This is a genomic window from Azospirillum sp. OGB3 (assembly GCF_014192915.1).
In the GTDB taxonomy this organism is placed as follows: domain Bacteria; phylum Pseudomonadota; class Alphaproteobacteria; order Azospirillales; family Azospirillaceae; genus Azospirillum.
In genome coordinates this window covers 1-18,777 of sequence record NZ_JACHYN010000039.1, presented here as the reverse complement: position 1 = coordinate 18,777, position 18,777 = coordinate 1, and the positions used below count along the sequence as shown (strand labels likewise).

Annotated in this window: 22 protein-coding genes; 12 read left to right on the top strand and 10 right to left on the bottom strand. The window is 69.9% G+C overall.

Annotated elements, in window-relative coordinates; translation table 11 throughout:
* The 4 genes from FHW79_RS32440 to FHW79_RS31525 all read left to right on the top strand — a co-directional run.
* On the top strand, positions 1–240 hold a 240-nt coding region (locus FHW79_RS32440), incomplete at its 5' end, for a hypothetical protein (RefSeq protein WP_211108580.1).
* 310 nt (positions 241–550) lie between these two features.
* Positions 551–1,042: a MarR family transcriptional regulator gene (locus FHW79_RS31535; RefSeq protein WP_183182568.1), complete on the top strand. Its 492-nt coding sequence runs from the start codon at positions 551–553 to the stop codon at positions 1,040–1,042.
* A gap of 46 nt (positions 1,043–1,088) precedes the next feature.
* Positions 1,089–1,490: a response regulator gene (locus tag FHW79_RS31530; RefSeq protein ID WP_183182567.1), complete on the top strand. Its 402-nt coding sequence runs from the start codon at positions 1,089–1,091 to the stop codon at positions 1,488–1,490.
* A gap of 169 nt (positions 1,491–1,659) precedes the next feature.
* A complete protein-coding gene (locus FHW79_RS31525) occupies positions 1,660–3,360 on the top strand; it encodes a monovalent cation:proton antiporter-2 (CPA2) family protein (protein WP_183182566.1) in 1,701 nt (566 codons plus the stop codon).
* Positions 3,361–3,382: 22 nt separating this feature from the next.
* Here FHW79_RS31525 and FHW79_RS31520 read toward each other — a convergent pair whose 3' ends face one another.
* From FHW79_RS31520 to FHW79_RS31500, 5 genes are all read right to left on the bottom strand, one after another.
* Positions 3,383–5,113 (bottom strand): hypothetical protein, encoded by a 1,731-nt coding sequence (locus FHW79_RS31520; RefSeq protein ID WP_348984333.1) that lies wholly within the window; start codon positions 5,111–5,113, stop codon positions 3,383–3,385.
* Between the two features lie 208 nt (positions 5,114–5,321).
* Complete coding sequence (locus FHW79_RS31515; RefSeq protein ID WP_183182564.1) at positions 5,322–6,362, bottom strand: sulfate ABC transporter ATP-binding protein; 1,041 nt, start codon at positions 6,360–6,362, stop codon at positions 5,322–5,324.
* 13 nt (positions 6,363–6,375) lie between these two features.
* Positions 6,376–7,236, bottom strand: coding sequence for a sulfate ABC transporter permease subunit CysW (gene cysW, locus FHW79_RS31510; RefSeq protein WP_183182563.1), 861 nt, complete (start codon positions 7,234–7,236; stop codon positions 6,376–6,378).
* A complete protein-coding gene (cysT, locus tag FHW79_RS31505) occupies positions 7,226–8,059 on the bottom strand; it encodes a sulfate ABC transporter permease subunit CysT (RefSeq protein WP_211108579.1) in 834 nt (277 codons plus the stop codon). The genes cysW and cysT overlap by 11 nt, the downstream gene beginning before the upstream one ends.
* 57 nt (positions 8,060–8,116) lie before the next feature.
* Positions 8,117–9,169 (bottom strand): sulfate ABC transporter substrate-binding protein, encoded by a 1,053-nt coding sequence (locus tag FHW79_RS31500; protein ID WP_183182562.1) that lies wholly within the window; start codon positions 9,167–9,169, stop codon positions 8,117–8,119.
* A 308-nt stretch (positions 9,170–9,477) separates the two neighbouring features.
* On the opposite strand from FHW79_RS31500, the gene FHW79_RS31495 reads away from it, so the two are divergent.
* Positions 9,478–10,632: a hypothetical protein gene (locus FHW79_RS31495; RefSeq protein WP_183182561.1), complete on the top strand. Its 1,155-nt coding sequence runs from the start codon at positions 9,478–9,480 to the stop codon at positions 10,630–10,632.
* Positions 10,633–10,647: 15 nt separating this feature from the next.
* On the opposite strand, the gene FHW79_RS31490 is transcribed toward FHW79_RS31495, so the two are convergent.
* Positions 10,648–11,100: an Rrf2 family transcriptional regulator gene (locus FHW79_RS31490; protein ID WP_014198135.1), complete on the bottom strand. Its 453-nt coding sequence runs from the start codon at positions 11,098–11,100 to the stop codon at positions 10,648–10,650.
* A 169-nt stretch (positions 11,101–11,269) separates the two neighbouring features.
* Here FHW79_RS31490 and FHW79_RS31485 point away from each other — a divergent pair, with 169 nt between their 5' ends.
* Entirely contained in the window at positions 11,270–11,902 is a 633-nt protein-coding gene (locus FHW79_RS31485; protein WP_183182560.1) for an MBL fold metallo-hydrolase, read from the top strand.
* 48 nt (positions 11,903–11,950) lie between these two features.
* Here FHW79_RS31485 and FHW79_RS31480 read toward each other — a convergent pair whose 3' ends face one another.
* On the bottom strand, positions 11,951–12,463 hold the full coding sequence (locus tag FHW79_RS31480; protein ID WP_137116998.1) for an OsmC family protein: 513 nt from the start codon (positions 12,461–12,463) through the stop codon (positions 11,951–11,953).
* Positions 12,464–12,658: 195 nt separating this feature from the next.
* Between FHW79_RS31480 and FHW79_RS31475 the strand changes: the two genes are divergently transcribed.
* The 4 genes from FHW79_RS31475 (at position 12,659) to FHW79_RS31460 (ending at position 14,912) form a co-directional block, all read left to right on the top strand.
* Positions 12,659–12,868, top strand: a complete 210-nt coding sequence (locus tag FHW79_RS31475; protein WP_183182559.1) for a hypothetical protein — start codon at positions 12,659–12,661, stop codon at positions 12,866–12,868.
* Between the two features lie 69 nt (positions 12,869–12,937).
* The gene (locus FHW79_RS31470) at positions 12,938–13,435 is read left to right on the top strand and encodes a hypothetical protein (protein ID WP_183182558.1); all 498 of its coding nucleotides are present in this window, start codon (positions 12,938–12,940) and stop codon (positions 13,433–13,435) included.
* A 122-nt stretch (positions 13,436–13,557) separates the two neighbouring features.
* Entirely contained in the window at positions 13,558–13,899 is a 342-nt protein-coding gene (locus FHW79_RS31465) for a Gas vesicle protein V (RefSeq protein ID WP_183182557.1), read from the top strand.
* A gap of 248 nt (positions 13,900–14,147) precedes the next feature.
* Positions 14,148–14,912: a Crp/Fnr family transcriptional regulator gene (locus FHW79_RS31460; protein WP_183182556.1), complete on the top strand. Its 765-nt coding sequence runs from the start codon at positions 14,148–14,150 to the stop codon at positions 14,910–14,912.
* Positions 14,913–14,946: 34 nt separating this feature from the next.
* Here the strand turns inward: FHW79_RS31460 and FHW79_RS31455 are convergent, their stop codons facing one another.
* Positions 14,947–15,447 carry a hypothetical protein gene (locus FHW79_RS31455; protein WP_183182555.1) on the bottom strand — a complete coding sequence of 167 codons (501 nt, stop codon included), beginning with the start codon at positions 15,445–15,447 and terminating at the stop codon, positions 14,947–14,949.
* Positions 15,448–15,600: 153 nt separating this feature from the next.
* Here FHW79_RS31455 and FHW79_RS33465 point away from each other — a divergent pair, with 153 nt between their 5' ends.
* Positions 15,601–15,729, top strand: coding sequence for a hypothetical protein (locus tag FHW79_RS33465; protein WP_014197696.1), 129 nt, complete (start codon positions 15,601–15,603; stop codon positions 15,727–15,729).
* Between the two features lie 15 nt (positions 15,730–15,744).
* Here FHW79_RS33465 and FHW79_RS33135 read toward each other — a convergent pair whose 3' ends face one another.
* Positions 15,745–16,194 carry a hypothetical protein gene (locus tag FHW79_RS33135; RefSeq protein ID WP_247884714.1) on the bottom strand — a complete coding sequence of 150 codons (450 nt, stop codon included), beginning with the start codon at positions 16,192–16,194 and terminating at the stop codon, positions 15,745–15,747.
* Positions 16,195–16,307: 113 nt separating this feature from the next.
* Here FHW79_RS33135 and FHW79_RS31445 point away from each other — a divergent pair, with 113 nt between their 5' ends.
* On the top strand, positions 16,308–18,539 hold the full coding sequence (locus FHW79_RS31445) for a helicase-related protein (RefSeq protein WP_183182554.1): 2,232 nt from the start codon (positions 16,308–16,310) through the stop codon (positions 18,537–18,539).
* Between the two features lie 20 nt (positions 18,540–18,559).
* Here the strand turns inward: FHW79_RS31445 and FHW79_RS31440 are convergent.
* Positions 18,560–18,777: 4Fe-4S dicluster domain-containing protein (locus FHW79_RS31440; RefSeq protein ID WP_183179179.1), on the bottom strand; the 218-nt coding region annotated here is incomplete at its 5' end.

Sequence of the window (18,777 nt, the reverse complement as noted above, 5' to 3'; positions counted from 1 at the left end):
CTTGACCGAGATGCTCAAGCGACCCGCGATGCCAGTCCCACTCCGGAACCGGTCCGCGGCCAACGGTCAAAACCGCCGCCTGCGCATCCCTTCTCGATTTTCACGATCAACAATGTCAAAGATCCATCGCCCGGCGAACCGCAAAACACGACGTCCGGCGAACTGGCCGTGGTCGTCATCGGGTTTTCGAAGGCCGGAGAAGCACAAACGGTCGTTCGTGCCAGCGGAGGGTCAATCTAGCGCTTACGGCAGAGAGCGTCAAGCCCTTTGTTTCGTACTCACCGAACCGCCTAGGCCGCCTGGAGCGGAAAACGGATCGGCCAGCGCCCTGACCTCCACCCCTCCAGTCTTTCGGGGCGCCCCCTCCGAACCGCGTCCGGCGAGGGAGGCGCTGTATAGGGCAGCGTCCGTCGCCGATCCAGAGAAAAGACTCGTTCGGCGACAGATTCGATTCTGAGCGGGGAACGACAAAAGAGCGCGGCGGCTGGACAGGCCCCGGGCCACGCCTTTATGGTTTTATCTCGAAACCGCAGGCACAGAGGAAGCCGGCATGCGCCCAAGCGCGCGCGCGACCGCCGAGGTCATGGCGCAGGTTCTGCGGACGACCGCCAGCCTCGCCTTTACGGATGGGCTGAACCCGGCCCAGTGGGCGGCGCTGCGTTACTTTGCCCAGGCGAACGCGAGCGCCCGCAACGTCGTGGCCTTCGCCCGGCATCACGGGACGACCAAGGGCACGGCCAGCCAGACCATCGCCGCCCTCCTGAAGAAGGACCTGCTGGAGCGCCACCCCAGCGAGACCGACCGCCGCTCCATCCGGTTGACCCTCACGACGCGGGGGCGGACCATGCTCGCCAACGATCCCCTGAACGAACTGGTCGCGGCGATCGACGGCTTGGCGCCAGCCCAGCACGGCGCCCTGGCCTCCGGATTGGACGAGTTGTTGCGCACGCTGCTGTCCCGCCGCACCGAGAGCGGGGGGCGCGACAGCGGCGCGCTCGAGGCATCCGGTCATACCGGCCGTAGCGGCGCTGCGGCGGACTGACCCCCCATCCGCACTTCACGCCATCGCATTGGGAGCGACGGAGCCCATGGCCCGAATTCTGGTGATCGACGACGTTCCGGCCTTCACGGCGCTGCTGCGCATGACGCTGGAGACGCAGGGCCACCAAGTGGCGGAGGCCAATGACGGCCTGTCCGGCCTCTCCATGCTGGAGCGCGAGCCCTTCGATCTCGCCATCGTCGACATGATGATGCCCGGCCTGGACGGGATCGAACTGATCCGCCGCCTGCGCGCCCGCGACGCCTCCCATGCCCCAAGCGTCATCGCCCCGGCCGTCATCGCCATGTCCGGCGGCACGGACGACTTTCCGGCGGCCTTCTCGCTGAACCTGTCGGCCATGCACGGCGCCGACCGCGTGCTCTACAAACCCTTCGACAACAGCGAGTTGGTCACCGCCGTGGGCGAGTTGCTGGCCGCCCGCGCCGCCTGACGCCGCGGCATCGTCGCCACAGCGCGATCTTTTTTCCCCGCTGCGGGACTTTTTTTCGGCGTTCCGATCGTTCGCACACCCGCTGCGCTTGCGGCGGTCCGGTTTGCGCCGCATACAGACGCCGTCCCGGACGGCCGGCGTCCGGCCCGACCCAGCCAGCGCGCGGCCCATGCACGACCCCAAACTGCTTTTCGACGTCCTGTTCCTGCTGCTGGCGGCGGTGGTGATCGTCCCCCTGTTCCAGGCGCTGCGCATCCCGGCGGTGCTCGGCTATCTGGTGGGCGGGGCGCTGCTGGGTCCGCACACGCCGGGGCCGGTGGTGGACATGGAGCTTCCCCAGGTCCTGTCCGAATTCGGGGTGGTCTTCCTCCTCTTCGCGATCGGGCTGGAGCTGCCGCTGTCGCGCCTGCGGGCGATGCGGCGCTACATCTTCGGGCTGGGGCTGATGCAGGTCGTCCTGACCAGCGCCGCCATCGCCGCCGTCGCCTACGCGCTGGGCGAGAACGTGGCCGCCGCGCTGGTGATCGGCGGCATGCTGGCCTTCTCCTCCACCGCCACGGTGCTGAAGCTGTTGGTCGAGCGCGGCGAGACGGTGGCGCGGTTCGGGCGCGTGTCGGTCGCCGTGCTGATCTTCCAGGATCTGGCCGTCGTGCCGCTTCTGACCCTGCTGCCGCTGCTGGCCGGCGGCGGCACCAGCATCCCCTGGGCGCTCGCCCTGGCCGGGGTCAAGGCCGTCGCGGCGATCGGCGCCATCATGCTGCTGGGCCGTTTCGTGGTGCGCCCGGTCTATCACTTCGTCGCCTCGGCCAAGAGCCCGGAGGTCTTCACGGCGACCAACCTGCTGGTCGTGCTGGCGGTCGCCTGGCTGACCGCCGAGGCCGGCATGTCGATGGCGCTGGGCGCTTTCCTGGCTGGGATGCTGATGGCCGACACCGCCTACCGCCATCAGGTGGAGGCCGACATCGAGCCGTTCCGCGGCCTGCTGCTCGGCCTGTTCTTCATGACGGTGGGGATGACGCTGGACCTGCCGGCCATGCTCCAGCGCGCCGACGACATCCTGATGGTGACCGCGGCGCTGCTGGTCGGCAAGAGCATTCTGCTGTTCCTGCTCTGCCGTCTGTCGGGGCTCGGGCTGGCGACCTCGCTGCGCATCGGCCTGCTGCTGTCGCAGGGTGGCGAGTTCGCCTTCGTGCTGATCGGCAAGGCGACGCGGTTGGAGGTGCTGGAGGGCGAGACGGGGCTGCTGCTGTCCTCCTGCGTGGCGCTCAGCATGGCGGTCACGCCGCTGGTCGGCGCCATCGCCCAGCGGCTGGCCCAGAAGGTCGAGGCCCGCTACGGCGCCGAGGCCTTCGGCGTCGAGACCAGCGACATCACCGGCCATGTTCTGATCGCCGGCTACGGCCGGGTCGGGCGCGCCGTGGCGCGGCTGCTGCGCACCCATGACATTCCCTACGTCGCGCTGGACCTCGACCCGCAGCGGGTGGCCGCAGCGCGGGCCGAGGGGCTGCCGGTCTATTACGGCGATTCCAGCCAGATCGGCGTTCTGCGCGCCGCCGGGATCGAGCGGGCGCGGGCCGCGGTCATCACCGTCAACCGCCCGGATATGGCCGAACGCGCCGTGGAGGCCATCCGCCGCGCCGCGCCGCGCCTGGCCATCGCCGCCCGCGCCCACGACCTCGACCGCGGCGCGCGGCTGAAGAAGGCCGGGGCCAGCGCCGTGGTGCCGGAAACACTGGAGGCCAGCCTGCAGCTGGCCAGTCTCGTGCTGCGCACCGCCGGGCTGGACGCCGAGACCATCGACCGGAGCCTGAAGAGCGTCCGCGACCGCGGCTACGATGCCCTCAGCGAACCGGCCGGCGAGAACGACTGACCATAAAGACGGAGCGGCCGCCTCAGCGCTCGACCCGCCACAGGTCGAAGACAGTGCCGCGGTAGACCTCCTCCGCGCCCGCCGGCGGCGTCAGCCCGGCCGCGTGGAAGACGTTGGAGAACATCACCAGCACGTAATCATACTTCTCCCGCCAGTCGACGTAATGCGGGCAGGGCTCGACATGGTCGCGCAGGGTCGCTTCCCCGGGGCGGGAGAGCAGGCGCACGTCCACCGGCACCCCCTCGTAGATCGCCATGCAGCGGTCGCGGTAGGGCTGGGTCACGGTCAGCGGCTGCTTGCCGGGATGGCTGAACAGGGTCGGGACGAAGGCGCGCCGCTCCACGGTGATCAGCGACGGCAGATGGATCAGGCTGGGCAAGGCGACCAGCGCGTGCCGCCAGGGCGGCTGGGTGAGCAGAAATTCGCGCGTGTTGCAGCAGCCGGCCTCCTGCCCCGCCCAGGTGATCAGCACGGAGCGTTCGGGCTCGATCCGCTCCATGGCGCGACGCAGGTCGGCCACGTCGTCCTCGTAGGCCAGCCAGTTGAGCGTCAGCACGCCGGTCCGCACCGTCAGCAGGGAAAGCAGCACGGCGGCGAAGGCCGCCGCGGCGCGGGCCGAGGGAAAACGGATGTCGGCGCCGGCCACCAGCAGGAAAGCCGCGAGAATCCAGAAGCGGATCGACACGAAATAGGTGCCGAAGAAGGGGTCGGGCACGACGAAGAAAGCCAGCGCGAACAACCCCGCCGCCAGCATCATTGCCGGCGAAGCGCGCAGCCAGCCGGCTAGGCGCGCCGCAACCATGCCGCCCAGGATCAGCAGCAGGGTCGCCACGTCCAGCAGCGTGTTGTAGTTCAGGACCGGCGCCAGCATGTCGTGCAGCCGGTAGCGCCACTGCTTCAGCTCGGTCAGTTTCTTCAGCCGCCAATAGAATTCCTTCAGCAGCAGGACCGGCGTGCTGTCACGCGCGCCCACCGCCGCCGCGTCGGATTGCAGGAGGTGCGTCCCCACCGTGCCGGCGAACAGCGCCACGGGAAGGGCCAGCAGCGCGGCGAAGCGCAGGGCGTCGCGCCCGAGATTGGCGAGGGTCAGCGGCTTGCGCCCCTCCCCCACATACGTCACCGCCTCCACCGCGAACAGACAGAGCAGGAAGGAGCCGAGAACGATGGCGTGCGCGAAATAGAGGAACAGGGCGCAGCCCATCCCCACCGGCACCTGCCAGCGCCGCCCCGCGAGCGCGACCCACAGCGACAGCCCGACCAGCAGGAAACCAAGGCCGAGCGAGAAGCTCATGAAGCCGCCGATCAGCGTGGCGTTGTAGATGAACAGCGCACCGCACAGCGGCCACAGGCTCCACCGTCCGAACAGCGTCCGGTTCAGCAGCATCGCCCCGAACAGGGTCAGCAGCCCGGCCAGCGCCATGTAGACACGTCCGGCGACGTACAACGGCAGCACGCTGGCGAGCGGCAGCATCACCGCCTCCATCAGCAGGTTCGGGACCGGCGTCAGGGAGGCCGTGTAATGGTCGGCCAGAAAGGGATCGGTCCGGTAGTGCAGCAGCACGTCCACCCGCGCCAGATGGTTCGGGTAGTCGAGCAGCGGCGGCATCTCCACCAGGATGAGCGGCAGCAGAAGCAGCGCCAGGATCACCGGCAACACGAGCGCCAGCGGCGGCGACCAGGCTCCGGCCACGGCGTCCGTCCGCAGGGCCGCGGCGCCGTGGCCGGGGGCCTGCGACAGTCCTGAATGGTCCACCGGAGCCTCCTGCATTTGGTGCAATGCGGAAGGCTCAACACATCCGCCGTCCGCATCGCCAGAAGGCAATGGCGTTACGAGTCGGCGTTGGACTTAGTCCGCGGCCCGGACGGGGCAGGCTCCATGGCCCGCGGAAACCCCGTTCGCATGAGGCCGGGCGCCCTCCCCGCCCCATTTCGCGGATAGGGCGGGCGCCATCCTCATGCCGTCACGGCTGCGGGAAGACGCGGGCGCGGTCGATGTGGACGGTGCACTGGTCGCCGAGGCGCAGGCCCAGGGCGGACAGGCGTTCGCGGTCCATCTCGGCCTCCAGCGGCAGGCCGGCAAGGTCGATCTCTATCCGCGCGTCCGGCCCCACCACATGGATTCCCGACACCCGGCCCGGCCCGCCGGCGCTGGGGCTCAGACCCAGATCGTGCGGGCGCACATAGGCGATGGCCGGGCCGCGGACCGTGCCGTCGGCGGGGATGGACAGCGCCCCGTTGGCCGTCCGTGCCACCCCGTCCGCCACCACGCAGTCGAAGCGGTTCACCTGCCCGAGGAACTCGTAGACAAAGGCCGAGGCCGGGCGGTCGTAGACCTCCGCCGGGCTGCCCACCTGCTCGATCCGGCCCTGGCTCATCACCACCACGCGGTCGGCCAGCTCCAGCGCCTCCTCCTGGTCGTGGGTGACGAAAACGGAGGTGATGTGGATGTCCTCGTGCAGCTTGCGCAGCCAGCGCCGCAACTCCTTGCGCACCTTGGCGTCGAGCGCGCCGAACGGCTCGTCGAGCAGCAGGACCTTCGGCTCGATGGCCAGCGCGCGGGCCAGCGCCACGCGCTGCCGTTGTCCGCCGGAGAGCTGCGCCGGGTAGCGGTCGGCGAAATGGGCGAGCTGGACCAGTTCCAGCAACTCCATGACCCGCCGCTTGATCTCGCTGGAGGTCGGGCGCTGGCCGCGCGGCCGCACCTTCATCCCGAAGGCCACATTCTCGAAGACGGTCATGTGGCGGAACAGCGCGTAATGCTGGAAGACGAAGCCGACCTGCCGCTCCCGCGGGGTCAGGCTCAGCGCCTCCTCCCCGTTGAGCAGGAGGCTGCCGGAGTCGGCGAACTCCAGCCCCGCCATGATGCGCAGCAGGGTCGTCTTGCCCGACCCCGACGGGCCGAGCAGGGCCAGAAGCTCGCCGGAACGGACTTCGAGGTCAACCGCGTCGAGCGCGCGGAAACTGCCGAATTGCTTGGTGATGCCGGAAACCTGGATCGCCATGACGTGCGTCGCCTCAATGCCGGGTGGCCGCCAGCTCAGCCCCGAAGCGCCATTCCAGCACCGACTTCACGACCAGCGTGACGAGGGCGAGCATGGCCAGCACCGAGGCCACCGCGAAGGCAGCGACCAAGTTGTATTCGTTGTAGAGGATCTCGACATGCAGGGGCATCGTGTTGGTCTCGCCCCGGATGTGGCCGGACACCACCGACACCGCGCCGAACTCGCCCATCGCGCGGGCGTTGCACAGCAGGACGCCGTACAGCAGGCCCCATTTGATGTTGGGCAGGGTGACGCGCCAGAAGGTCTGCCAGCCGGACGCGCCGAGCACCAGCGCCGCCTCCTCCTCCTCGTTGCCCTGCTCCTGCATCAGCGGGATCAGCTCGCGGGCGACGAAGGGGAAGGTGACGAAGACGGTGGCGAGCACCAGCCCCGGCACGGCGAAGATGATCTGGATGCCCTGCGACTTCAGGAACGGCCCCATCAGCCCGTGCAGCCCGAACAGCAGCACGTAGATCAGGCCGGAAATCACCGGCGACACCGAGAAGGGCAGGTCGATCAGGGTGATCAGCACGTCCTTGCCGCGGAAGTCGAACTTGGCGATGCACCAGGACGCCGCCACGCCGAAGAGGAGGTTCATCGGCACGGCGATGGCCGCGACGATCAGCGTCAGCTTGATCGCCGCCACCGCGTCCGGCTCCATCAGGGCCGCCCAGTAGGCGTCCGTGCCGCGGCGCAGCGCCTCGACAAAGACCGCGACCAGCGGCAGCACCAGGAACAGCAGCAGGAAGGCCAGCGCCGTGGCGATCAGAAGCCCCTTCACCCAGCGGCTGTCGGCCAGCGCCGGCGTGAACCCGACGGCTTTCTTAGCGAGCATGGCGCGACCTCATCCAGGCTTGCAGCAGGTTCAGGGCCAGCAGCAGCGCGAAGGACGCCATCAGCATCAGCACGCCGACCGCGGCGGCGCCGGCATAGTCGTACTGCTCCAGCTTGATGACGATCAGCAGCGGAAGGATCTCCGACAGGCCGGGGATGTTGCCGGCGATGAAGATCACCGAGCCGTACTCCCCCACCCCGCGGGCGAAGGCCAGAGCGAAGCCGGTCAGCAGGGCCGGCAGAAGCGCCGGGAACACCACCCGCCGGAACGACTGCCAGCGCGTGGCGCCCAGCGCCGCGGCGGCCTCCTCCTCCTCGGGCGGCAGGTCCTGGAGGATCGGCTGCACGGTGCGCACCACGAAGGGCAGGCCGATGAAGGTCAGGGCGATGGCGATGCCCAGCGGCGTGAAGGCCACCCTCAGCCCGAACCACTCCATCAGCAGGGAGCCGATCCAGCCGTTGGGCGCGTACAGCGCGCTGAGCGCGATGCCGGCCACCGCGGTGGGCAGGGCGAAGGGAAGATCGACCAGCGCGTCGACGATCCGGTCGCCGGGGAAGCGGTAGCGCACCAGCACCCAGGCGACGATGAAGCCGAAGACGGCGTTGATCGCGGCGGCGGCCAGCGACAGCCCGAAGCTGACCTTGAAGGCGGCCAGGACGCGCGGCGTCAGCACCGCGTCCCAGAAGCCCGACCAGCCCAGCCCAGCCGCCTTCAGCGCCAGCGCGGCCAGCGGCAGCAGGACGATCAGGGACAGATAGGTCAGCGTGAATCCCAGGGTCAGCCCGAAGCCGGGCAGGACGCTGGGTTTTCGAAGAACGCTCAACACCGTGCCCCCCGAATTGGGGAGCACGGCGTCGCTGGTGGTTGCCGCGACCACGGGTCAGCGGCCCTTCTGGTAGATCTGGTCGAAGACGCCGCCATCCGCGAAATGCTTCTCCTGCGCCGTGCGCCAGCCCCCGAAGGAACCGTCGATGGTCACAAGCTTAACATTCGGGAAGCGATCCGCATACCGCGCAGCGACCTCGGGCAGACGCGGGCGGTAGAAGTTCTTCGCCGCGATCTCCTGCGCTTCGGGGGTATAGAGGAAGTTCAGGTAGGCCTCCGCCGCCTTGCGCGTGCCCTTGCGGTCGACCACCGAATCGACGACCGCGACCGGCGGTTCCGCCAGGATCGACAGCGACGGCACGACGATGTCGAACTTGTCGGCGCCGAACTCCTGGAGCGACAGGAAGGCCTCGTTCTCCCAGGCCAGCAGCACGTCGCCGAGCTGCCGCTGCGTGAAGGTGACGGTGGAGCCGCGGGCGCCGCTGTCCAGCACCGGCACGTTTTTGAACAGGTCGCCGACGAACTGCTTGGCCTTGGCCTCGTCGTTGCCGTTCTTCTCCAGCGAATAGGCCCAGGCCGCCAGATAGTTCCAGCGCGCGCCGCCCGAGGTCTTCGGGTTCGGGGTGATGACCTGGACGCCCGGCTTCAGCAGGTCGTCCCAATCCTTGATCTGCTTCGGGTTGCCCTTGCGGACCAGGAAGACGATGGTCGAGGTGTAGGGGGAACTGTTGTTGGGCAGTCGCGCCTGCCACGTCTTCGGCAGGGCGCCGGAGTCGGCGATGGCGTCGATGTCGTAGGCCAGCGCCAGCGTCACCACATCGGCGTCGAGCCCGTCGATGACCGAACGCGCCTGCTTCCCCGACCCGCCATGCGACTGCTTGACGGTCACCGTCTGGCCGTTTTCCGCCTGCCATTTCTTGGCGAACGCCTTGTTGAACTCCACATAGAATTCACGGGTGGGGTCGTAGGAGACGTTCAGCAGTGTGGTCTGCGCCTTGGCGGGCGCGATGGCCAGCATGGCGAGGGCGACACCCGCGGCCATTGCGGACAACCGGCCTGCGGAGAGCCGGTTCGCGCGGAGCGCGGAGAGCCGATCACGAAACGACATGGCACACTCCCTCAGTATGGTTCATTGGGGGACGGGCGCCAGCCTTTGAGCCCACGCGCCGCACCACTGTTCACAAACCCGGCGCTCGCGCCGTATCCACACTATTTATAATGTATATGCAATATCCATTTGCCTTCTAGAGTTTGCATGATTCCTCGGATGCCGCAAGGCTGTTTTTTGTCATTTCCCACGACAGGCCGCGTTAATCTCACATTGGACTGTAAAATCGTTTCCTTCCGGATCGCGCTGGAAGCGAAGCGCCGGATCGCTATCATGCGCGCCCTCTCCGCCTCCTGTCCCGAACGGCCATGCCCGAAACCGTCCAGCCCTTCTCACCCGCACTCCTGACCGCCCTTCTGGAGGCCGAACGCGCGCTTGGCCGGCTGGCGGAGGCGATGCAGGACCCGGCACGCCGGCGGCGGCTGTGGGCCGACGCGGCGCGTCGGGAGTCCTGCGCGGCGGCCCGGCTCGACGGCGTGGCGGTGGACCCGGCGGAGTTCCTGGTGGCGACCATCGGCACCGACCTTGTCCCCACCGCCGGGCGGGGGGCGGCGCAGTCGGTCCGCGCGCTGTGGCAGGGCGCCCTGTTCACGCAGGGCGTCATCGCCGCCCCCGCCCGCCGTGTGGAGCATGAGCGGATCCGCGTCCCGTCGAGCGGAGCCGCCGCCGACGCTTGGCGCGCGGTGGCGGAGTTGGAGGCCGGAGCGGACACCCGCTTCGCCTTCCCGGCGGACCACGAGGACGACGAGGACGGCAGCACCCCCCTTACGGACGAGGCGCCCCCGCCCTGGACGCTGGGCTGGACGGAGGCGCTGTGGCGCTGCCTTCAGGCGGAGGTGTCGGGACGCGATCCCGGACGGCTGGCCTTCTCTGCGGACCGCGAAGCGGAGGCCGCCACCCTGCTCAGACGGCTGGACCAGACGGGTGAGCAGCCGGCCCTGCTCGGCGGCGTGGGCATGCTGGCCGAACTGCTGCGCCCGGCGCCCGATCTACGCATTCCCGGTTGGGCGGTGCCCTCGGCCCGGCTGATGGGAGCGCTGGCGGTGGCCCGCTGCTGCCGGGTGCCGAACGTCTGGCTGCCGATGTCCGTCTCGCTGCACGCCGACCGCACCACCGCCGGCCTCGCCGTCCGCGGGCGGGAGGAGGGATGGCGGCTCTGGCTGGCCGACACGGTGGCGGAGACGGCGCGGCGGGAGCGGGAGCGCGCCCTGTCCCTGGACCGCACGGCGGAGGGCTGGCAGCAGCGGGTGGGCGCCAAGCGCCGCAACTCCCGCACCCCGGATCTGCTGGAGCTTCTGTTCGAGGAACCCGCCCTGACGGTGCGGCGGGTGCAGAAGCGGCTGGGCAGCACCTTCCGCGGCGCCCAGCTTCTGGTCGACGAGCTGCTGGAAGCCGGAATCCTGCGCGAGGCGACGAACCGCGCGCTGGACCGCGTGTTCATCGCCGTGGATCTGGTGCCTTGATGCTGCGGGCCCGGATCAGATGTCGAAGTTGACGGGCAGGCCGCCGGTCGCCTGACGATGGCGCAGAGCGTCGGACAGGGTCTGGTTGTCGAGCACCTGGGCGGTGGCGTCGCGCACCTGGACCATCAGCCAGCGCACCGAACAGGTCGGCGGGTCGATGCAGTCCTCGCAGGGGCGGAAGGAATTCTTGCTGGCGCAGGGGATCGGCGCCAGATGCCCGTCGATCAGCCGGATCACCTCGCCGAAGGAAATCTCCTCCGCCGGGCGCGCCAGACGGTAGCCGCCGCTCTTGCCGCGCTTGGCGAACAGCAGGCCATGCTTGCGCAGCTCCACCAGGATGGCTTCCAGGAACTTGCGCGGAATGTTCTCCCGCTCGGCGATTTCGGCGATCAGGACGAGTTCGTCATCCGTCCGTTCGGCCAGCATGATCAGAGCACGCAGGGCGTATTTGGCTTTTTGCGACAGCATTCGGTCCGGCACCGCCCCCCGCGGCGGAATGGGATAAAGATAAAGTGCACTCCATATAGCCGCGTTGCCCAGGAATTGGTACCGGTTCTTGCCCTGGAAAACCGTGGCGCGTAAGGTCGTGAACGAATCGATCCCTGACCATATGATCATTACCGGCGAAGGACGCGGCATGCAGACCATCATCGTTCCCGTCACTCCGTTCCAGCAGAACTGCACGGTGCTCTGGTGTCCGGAGACGATGAAGGGCGCCGCCGTCGATCCCGGCGGCGATCTTCCGCGCATCCTGCGCGCCGCCCAGTCGAAGGGCGTGACGCTGGAGAAGATTCTGGTCACCCACGGTCACATCGACCATGCCGGCGCCGTCGCCGACCTTGCCGACGAGTTGAAGCTGCCCATCGAGGGGCCGCACCGCGAGGACCAGTTCTGGATCGACGGCATGCCGATGCAGAGCCAGATGTTCGGCTTCCCGCCGGTCCGCTCCTTCACGCCGGACCGCTGGCTGGAGGAGGGCGACACGGTCACGGTGGGCAACCTGACGCTGGAGGTCCACCACTGTCCGGGCCACACGCCGGGCCATGTGGTCTTCGTGCACAAGCCCAGCAAGATCGCCATCGTCGGTGACGTGCTGTTCCAGGGCTCCATCGGCCGCACCGACTTCCCCAAGGGCAACCACGGCGACCTGATCGAATCGATCCGCAGCAAGCTGCTCCCGCTGGGCGACGACGTGACCTTCATCCCCGGCCACGGCCCGACCTCGACCATCGGGGAAGAGCGGCTGTACAACCCCTTCCTCAACGACTGACGGCGGGGGAATGACCGATCCGGGCCTGCCGGACCGGCCATTCTTCCATCAGGCCCCCGTCTCGACGGACAGCGCCATCGGCAGCGGGTTGGCCAGCGTCTGGTAAACGACGCAGTAGCGCTCGGTCAGCTTGGTCAGGGAGGCGATGCGCTCCGCCGGTTCGTCGGTGTCCAGCTCGAAGCGCAGGCGGATGGCGCGGAAGCCGACCGGAGCGTCCTTCGCCACGCCCAGCGTGCCGCGGAAATCCAGGTCGCCTTCCGCCGACACCGTGCCGCCGCGCAGCTTGAACTCCAGCGCCGTGGCGACCGCCTTCAGCGTCACGCCCGCGCAGGCCACCAGGGCCTCCAGCAGCATGTCGCCGGAGCAGGCCTGGGTGCCCGGCCCGCCGGTCGCCGGATGCAGGCCGGCCTCGACCAGCGCGCGGCCCGTGTCCACCTTGCAGGCGATGCCGGAATCGTCCAGCGCCCCGCGGGCCTTCAGCGTGACCACCGCCGATTCCGGGGCGTCCTTGTACTTGTCCTTCAGCGGCGCCTGGAGCGCGCGCAGATCCTGTGCATCCATACCCGTGCGTTTCCTCTGTACGGTTCGGTTTCTTGATTTGTGCGATCTCCGGATGATGGACCGCAAACACCATCCCGGCAATGCTCAAAGCAAGGCCCGTTGCCCCATCCCCATGCCCCTTTTTGTTGCTCGTCCGGCGGCGGTGCTCCGGCGTAAGGTTTCGTTAACGAAACACGGGATGCGGGAGTTGGAACCATGCTGCGGCTTGGCGCGAAGGTCCGGCATCATGGGCAGGACGCCATGGTGATCGCCCGGACCCTGGGGGGGCATCCATCCTACGATCTGAGGCTGATCGACGGCACCATCGTCAAATACGCCCTGGAGGCGGACTGCGAGGCGATGCCCGGCGATGGCGGCTTCCCGTTGCCTTCATCCGGCATCGGGACGGAGGGGCGCCCCGGTTGAGCCGTCGTCGCGGGCGGCGGACACAAGAGCGCCGTTGCCCAAACCCCTCCACCCGCGCAATATCGCGCGATGGAACGGCTTGAAGACGATGGCGGCGACCCGCGGCGGCGCTGGCGGGTGATCGAAGGGGGCGGCCCCCCGGTCGAGGCGTCCGCCCCTCCCCAGCACGGCGACGCGCGCCCGGACGGCGTTCCGGACGGTGTTATGGTGGCCGCGGCGCGTCCGGTCCCCGAGGACTACGGGCTGACCCGGGAGGATTTGCGGATCTGGTACGCGCCGGGCCGCGTCGGGGTCGTTCTGGCCCTGGCGGCGACGGTGGGGATGGCGGCGGTGCAGGCCTACGACGCCGGGCGGCTGTCCGATCCCTGGATCCTGGGCGCCCTGCCCGGCCTGCTCACCGGCACTCTGATCGGCGGATTCGCCGGAATGGGGCTGATGGTCCTGGTCCACTGGTGCGACCCGCTGGTCGGCATGGCCTGGCCGACCTACGCGCGGCTGCGCCGCTACCGTGACGCCCTGGCCGCCGCGGTCGCCGCGGAGCGGAGCGTCAACGAACGGATGCCCTGAATCACCGCAAAGGACGTTCCTTCCGCTGCCACCAGCGGTGGAAATGCAGGGCCTATCCCATTCGAACGATGGTGCAGCGGCGCGTCGACCCAATCTGCTTAAGAGCAGACAGGAGAAACGCAGTGAACCGATTCGACGAGAAAGTCTATCGCGTGACGAAGCGCCGGGACGGTCCGAGCCTCCCGGAGCAAAAGAGCCAGCTGCTCCGCCTGAAGCAGGATCTCGAACAGTTCAAGTCCCGTCAGGCGGGCGCCGCGGTCGTCGGCAGCCTGCAGGCGCGCATCCGCGAACTGGAATCCTCGATCTCCCGCTCCGAGGCGGCGCGCGTGACGGACCGCGACTCCCGCCGCCCCCGCGGCGACGAAGAGGACGCGGAGTCCGGCGCCATGCCGATGGCGGACGGCACCATGCGCGCCACCTCCAGCCGCTTCCCGCCGCGCGGACGGCCCGGCCGGACCTTCTAGCCGCAGCGCCTTCCCTCGCGAAATCGACCTCACGGCCCGGACCATCCTCCGGGCCGTTGCTCTGTCCGGTTGCCCCATCTCCCCGCCGATCCAGGGTACGGTTGATCCAGATCAGGGCGGGTCTCAGTCAAAATTCATACCTTTGGCTCGGTTCCGAGACCTTAGTCTGATGCTCTGGTCTGGACCGGACGTCCGAATCGACCGCGCCATCCTCGGCGCCGAAGCGAGACAGACCAGGGGTGCATCTCATGACCTTCTCCATCGCCACCATCGCCGCTGCAAACGTCGCCACGCCGCCGATGCCCGCCCCGCAGCCGCGGACGGCGGGGACGGTGACCGGCCGCTGCGCCGGCTGCTCGGCGCGGAGCAAGGGGCTGTGCGGCGCGCTGGCCGCCGGGGACCTGCCGGACCTGTCGACGACGTCGCGCCCGCTGGACCTGCTGTCGGCGACCCCGGTGGTGATGGAGGGTGAGGAGGCCGACGCCGTCTTCACCGTCATGTCGGGCATGCTGAAGCTTTACAAGACCCTGCCGGACGGACGGCAGCAGATCACCGGATTCGCCACGGCGGGCGACGTGATCGGGCTGACCGTGGGCACCGGCTACGCCTACACCGCGGAGACGGTCACCGCCTCCACCGTCTGCCGCATGCCGCGGACGGCGCTGCGCCGCCTGATGGAGCGGCACCCGGCGGTCCAGGGACGGCTGCTCGCCATGACCTCGGTCGAACTGTTGGCGGCGCAGGACCAGATCCTGCTCCTTGGCTGCAAGACGGCGGTGGAGCGGGTGTCCAGCTTCCTCCTTGCCTTGTCGCGGCGGTCGCGGCCGCTGGCCGACGGCACGCCCAGCGTCTTCCTGCCCATGCCGAAGGTGGACATCGGCGCCTATCTCGGCCTGCGCCCCGAGACGCTGTCGCGCGTGCTGCGCAAGCTGGAAGTCGCCGGGGCGATCACCCGCCTGACCAACGACCGCATCCGCATCGAGGACCCGGTGGCGCTCGAAGCCGCCGCCTGACCCACCTCCCGCTCCGTTTCTTCAGGCCCGTTCTTCAGGCCCGGCCCGCCACCGGATAGCCCTCGCCGCCAAACCCCGCCGCCACGTCCTTCACAAAGGCCTGCCCGACCCGGCGGTAGCCCAGCCGGGTAAACAGGCCAGCGGCGTCGAGCTTCGGCGCGGTCGCCGCGACGACGCAGCCCCGCTCGTCCACCACCACCGTCGAACAGCCCAGCTTGCGTGCCAGCAGGTCGATGCCGTCGGCCTGCGCCGCCGATGTCACCGCCGCGTCGAACAGCCCCACCGCGATGAAGATCGGCACCGTCAGCACGCGGATCATCCCTTCGGCGCTGACGCGGTAGCAGAACAGGCCGCGGATGTGCCCGTCGCTCATCTCGCAGGCCATCACCCCTCCGTCGCCGCCGTCCTGCAGGAAGAGGGAGGCGACCTGCCGCCACTCGTCCAGCGTCATGTCACGGTGCAGGGTCTGGACGACGGGCAGCGCCTGATCGGCCTGGGTCTTGGCAAGCGGAGCGAGGATGAAGCTTCTGGGCATGGGCGGGCGATCCTTTCGCGGGCATTGTCCGCGATGCCCCGGTCCGCCGCTTTGATTTTGGTCATGCGCCGCACCGGTAGAGGAACCGATGGAGCGAAAGCGCGAAAGCGGTGTTTCCTGAAGACGGCCCAATCCCTTCACCGGAGACCGGACATGAGCCCCTACCCGCCGCCCCGGCAGGAACCCGACGTGCCGATCCCCATGCCGCTGCCGCCCGACGCCCCGCCGGACGAGCCGGTGGAGGCCCCGCCGATGCCCGGCGAGCCGCAGGAACCCGTGTAGCGCCCCCCCGGAGGGTCAGGGCTTGCGGCGGTAGAGCGCCATCGCGCGCTCCAGAATGCCCGGCGACGAATAATCGCCGAGGAACAGGTCACCCAGCGCGCGGCGCATCCGCGCCCGGATGCGGGAGCGGATGGCGTTGCGCAGCGCCTCCTCCTGCATGTGGCAGCGGCGGCAGAGGTTCTTCGGGCGAGCCTCCGGGTTGCCGGAGGGGCGCACCGGGCGCACGACGACCTGGACGTCGCGGGTCTCGGCATACTCCACCACGTCGGGCCAGGCCGCCCGCCGCCCGCGCCCGTCGCGCCAAGTCTGGTCGGCGGCGTCGTACCAGCGGCCGTCCGGCAGGCAGCGCACGACGGCGCCGCCGGGCCGTCCGCAGCAGCGGCAGCGGTTCTCCCCGCTGGCGCCCTTGCGCTGGGCCGGATCGAGGTCGGGTCGGAGAATCTTTGCGCGGAGCGGTCTGGTCATGGCTTGATGCCTGCCTCGGGGCCGGAACTGCCCCTGCGGGAGGTGGCTCATGACATGGATGGCCGCGGACCGCCAGTGCGAATTTGTGAAAAGTTCTCCAGAGACCGCGCCCTATGGACATGACCTCCCCTGACATTTCCGGCACCGGCGAGCCCGCCGACCCGCATCTGGTGCACGAGCTGGCCAGCGCCCACCCCGACGTGGTGACCGCCGCCGCCGCGGGCGTGGCGCGGGTGGCCCATGGCGAGGGGCTGGGTCTGGTGCCGCTCGGCCTGCCGCTGCCCAAGGGCAAGCGCGACCTGCTGGTCCCGGCGGAGCGCCGGGAGGCGGTGCTTCTGGAAATCCACGGCACGCTCGACCGCGCGCGGCGGCGCAACGCCCTGCTCGCCCAGGGGCGCCGCGCGCTGGAGGGCTGGTCGACCAGCCTGCACCCGGCGGACGACCGCACACGGGTCCGGGCGGTGCGCGGCGAGGACCTGCCCTGGCCCGGCCTGCCCGCCCCGGTGCGGCTCCAGGTGTCGCGTGTGCTCGACGCCATGGAATTGGCCGACCTGACGGACGACGATCTGGCCCTGCGGCTGGAGGGCGACCCGGCGCTGGCCACAGCACTGGAGGACGCGCTGTCGCGCGCCGCCGCCCGGCTGCACCGCTACGCCGGGGAGGCTGACGGCGCGGACGATGGCTGGACCTTCGCATCGCTGGCTGACCGGCTGTCCCGCGCCGCCCGCAACCGCCACGGGGTGGACGAGCTGCTGGAGCGCTGGGACCGCGAATTCGCCGTCTGGCGGCGCGAGCGGGCGGAGGCGCGCGGCCGCGCCTATGTGGACCGGCATTTCGACCTCGCCCGCTTCGAGAAGCTGTTCCCGGTGGCCCGCGGGCTGGGGCGGCGGCTGGTCCTGGTGGTCGGCCCGACCAACTCCGGCAAGACCCACCACGCCATCGAGGCGCTGAAGGGCGCCTATGACGGCCTCTATCTGGCGCCGCTGCGCCTGCTGGCGCTGGAGGTGATGGAGCGGCTGAACGCCGAGGGCACCCCCGCCTCCCTGCTGACCGGCGAGGAGGCGATTGCGACGCCGGGCGCCCGCCACACCGCCTCGACCATCGAGGTGATGGACCCCGACCGCCCGGTGGAGGTGGCGGTGATCGACGAGATCCAGATGCTCGCCGACCCCGACCGCGGCTGGGCCTGGACGGCGGCGCTGATGGGCGCCCCGGCGGACACCGTCTACATCCTGGGCGCGCCCGAAGCCCGCCCGCTGGTCGAGCGGGTGGCCGCCCATCTCGGCGAGCGGCTGGAGGTGATCGAGCTGGAGCGCAAGGTGCCGCTGACCCTGATCGACCGCCGCCTGAACTGGGAGGAGGTGGAGCCGGGCGACGCGCTGATCGCCTTCTCCCGGCGGGAGATTTATTCCGTGCGCGACACGCTGCGCGCCAAGGGCCTGTCGGTCGCCGCGGTCTACGGCGCGCTGGCCCCGGAGGTGCGGCGGCGCGAGGCGGCACGCTTCCTGTCCGGCGAGGCCGACGTGGTGGTGGCGACCGACGCCATCGGCATGGGGTTGAACCTGCCCTGCCGGCGGGTGCTGTTTACCGCGCTGGAGAAATTCGACGGGACCAGCGTCCGTCCCCTGAGCGCGACGGAGGTCAAGCAGATCGCCGGCCGCGCCGGGCGCTTCGGCAAGTTCGAGTCGGGGGAGTTCGGCGTGGTCGGGCGGGGCACGCCGCAGGCCCTGCGCAGCCTGCTGGAGAAGGCGGACGGGCGGCTGCGCGCCGACGCGCCTCTGACCGTGCGGCCGACCCGCGCCATGCTGGCCCGGCTGGCCGAGCACATCGGGACGGAGGAAACGGTCCTGCTGCTCGACTGCTTCGCCGACGCCCGCACGGCGGGGTCGCCCTACCGGGTGGGCGACCTGTCGGGGATGCGGCGGCTCGCGGTGATGCTGGACGAGCGGCGGCTGAGCCTGCCCGCCAAGCTGGACCTTCTGCTGATCCCCGCCGACCTGGAGGACGAGGCGGAGGCGCGCCTGCTGGCAGCCATCCTCGGCGCGGTGGAGGCCGGGGAGCCGTCCCCTCTCGGGCGCTTCGTCCCGGCGCGGCTCGACGGGTTGGACGGCGCGGCGCTGGAGGGGCTGTCGCGGGCCTGCGACCTCTATTACTGGGCGGCGCGCAAGTTCCCGTCCCTGTTCCCGGAACGGGAGGCGGTGCGCAGCCGCCGCGGCGAGATCAGCCGGCGGCTGGCCGAGCTGCTCGCCACACGCGGGGCGCGGTCCGCCGGGCAGCGGCGCGAGCCGCCGCCCAAGGCCGGTTTCCGCGGCGCCCCGCGCAAGCGCTTCGGCCCGCGTCGATAGAGAGGCGGTAGAGCGGGACCTTACATCCCGCCGGGATAGTTCGGTCCGCCGCCGCCCTCGGGGACGACCCAGTTGATGTTCTGGGTGGGGTCCTTGATGTCGCAGGTCTTGCAGTGCACGCAGTTCTGCGCGTTGATCTGCAACCGCGGGTCGCTGCCGTCCTCCGCCCGCACGATCTCGTACACGCCCGCCGGACAGTAGCGCGTCTCCGGCGCGTCGTAGAGCGCCAGATTGACCG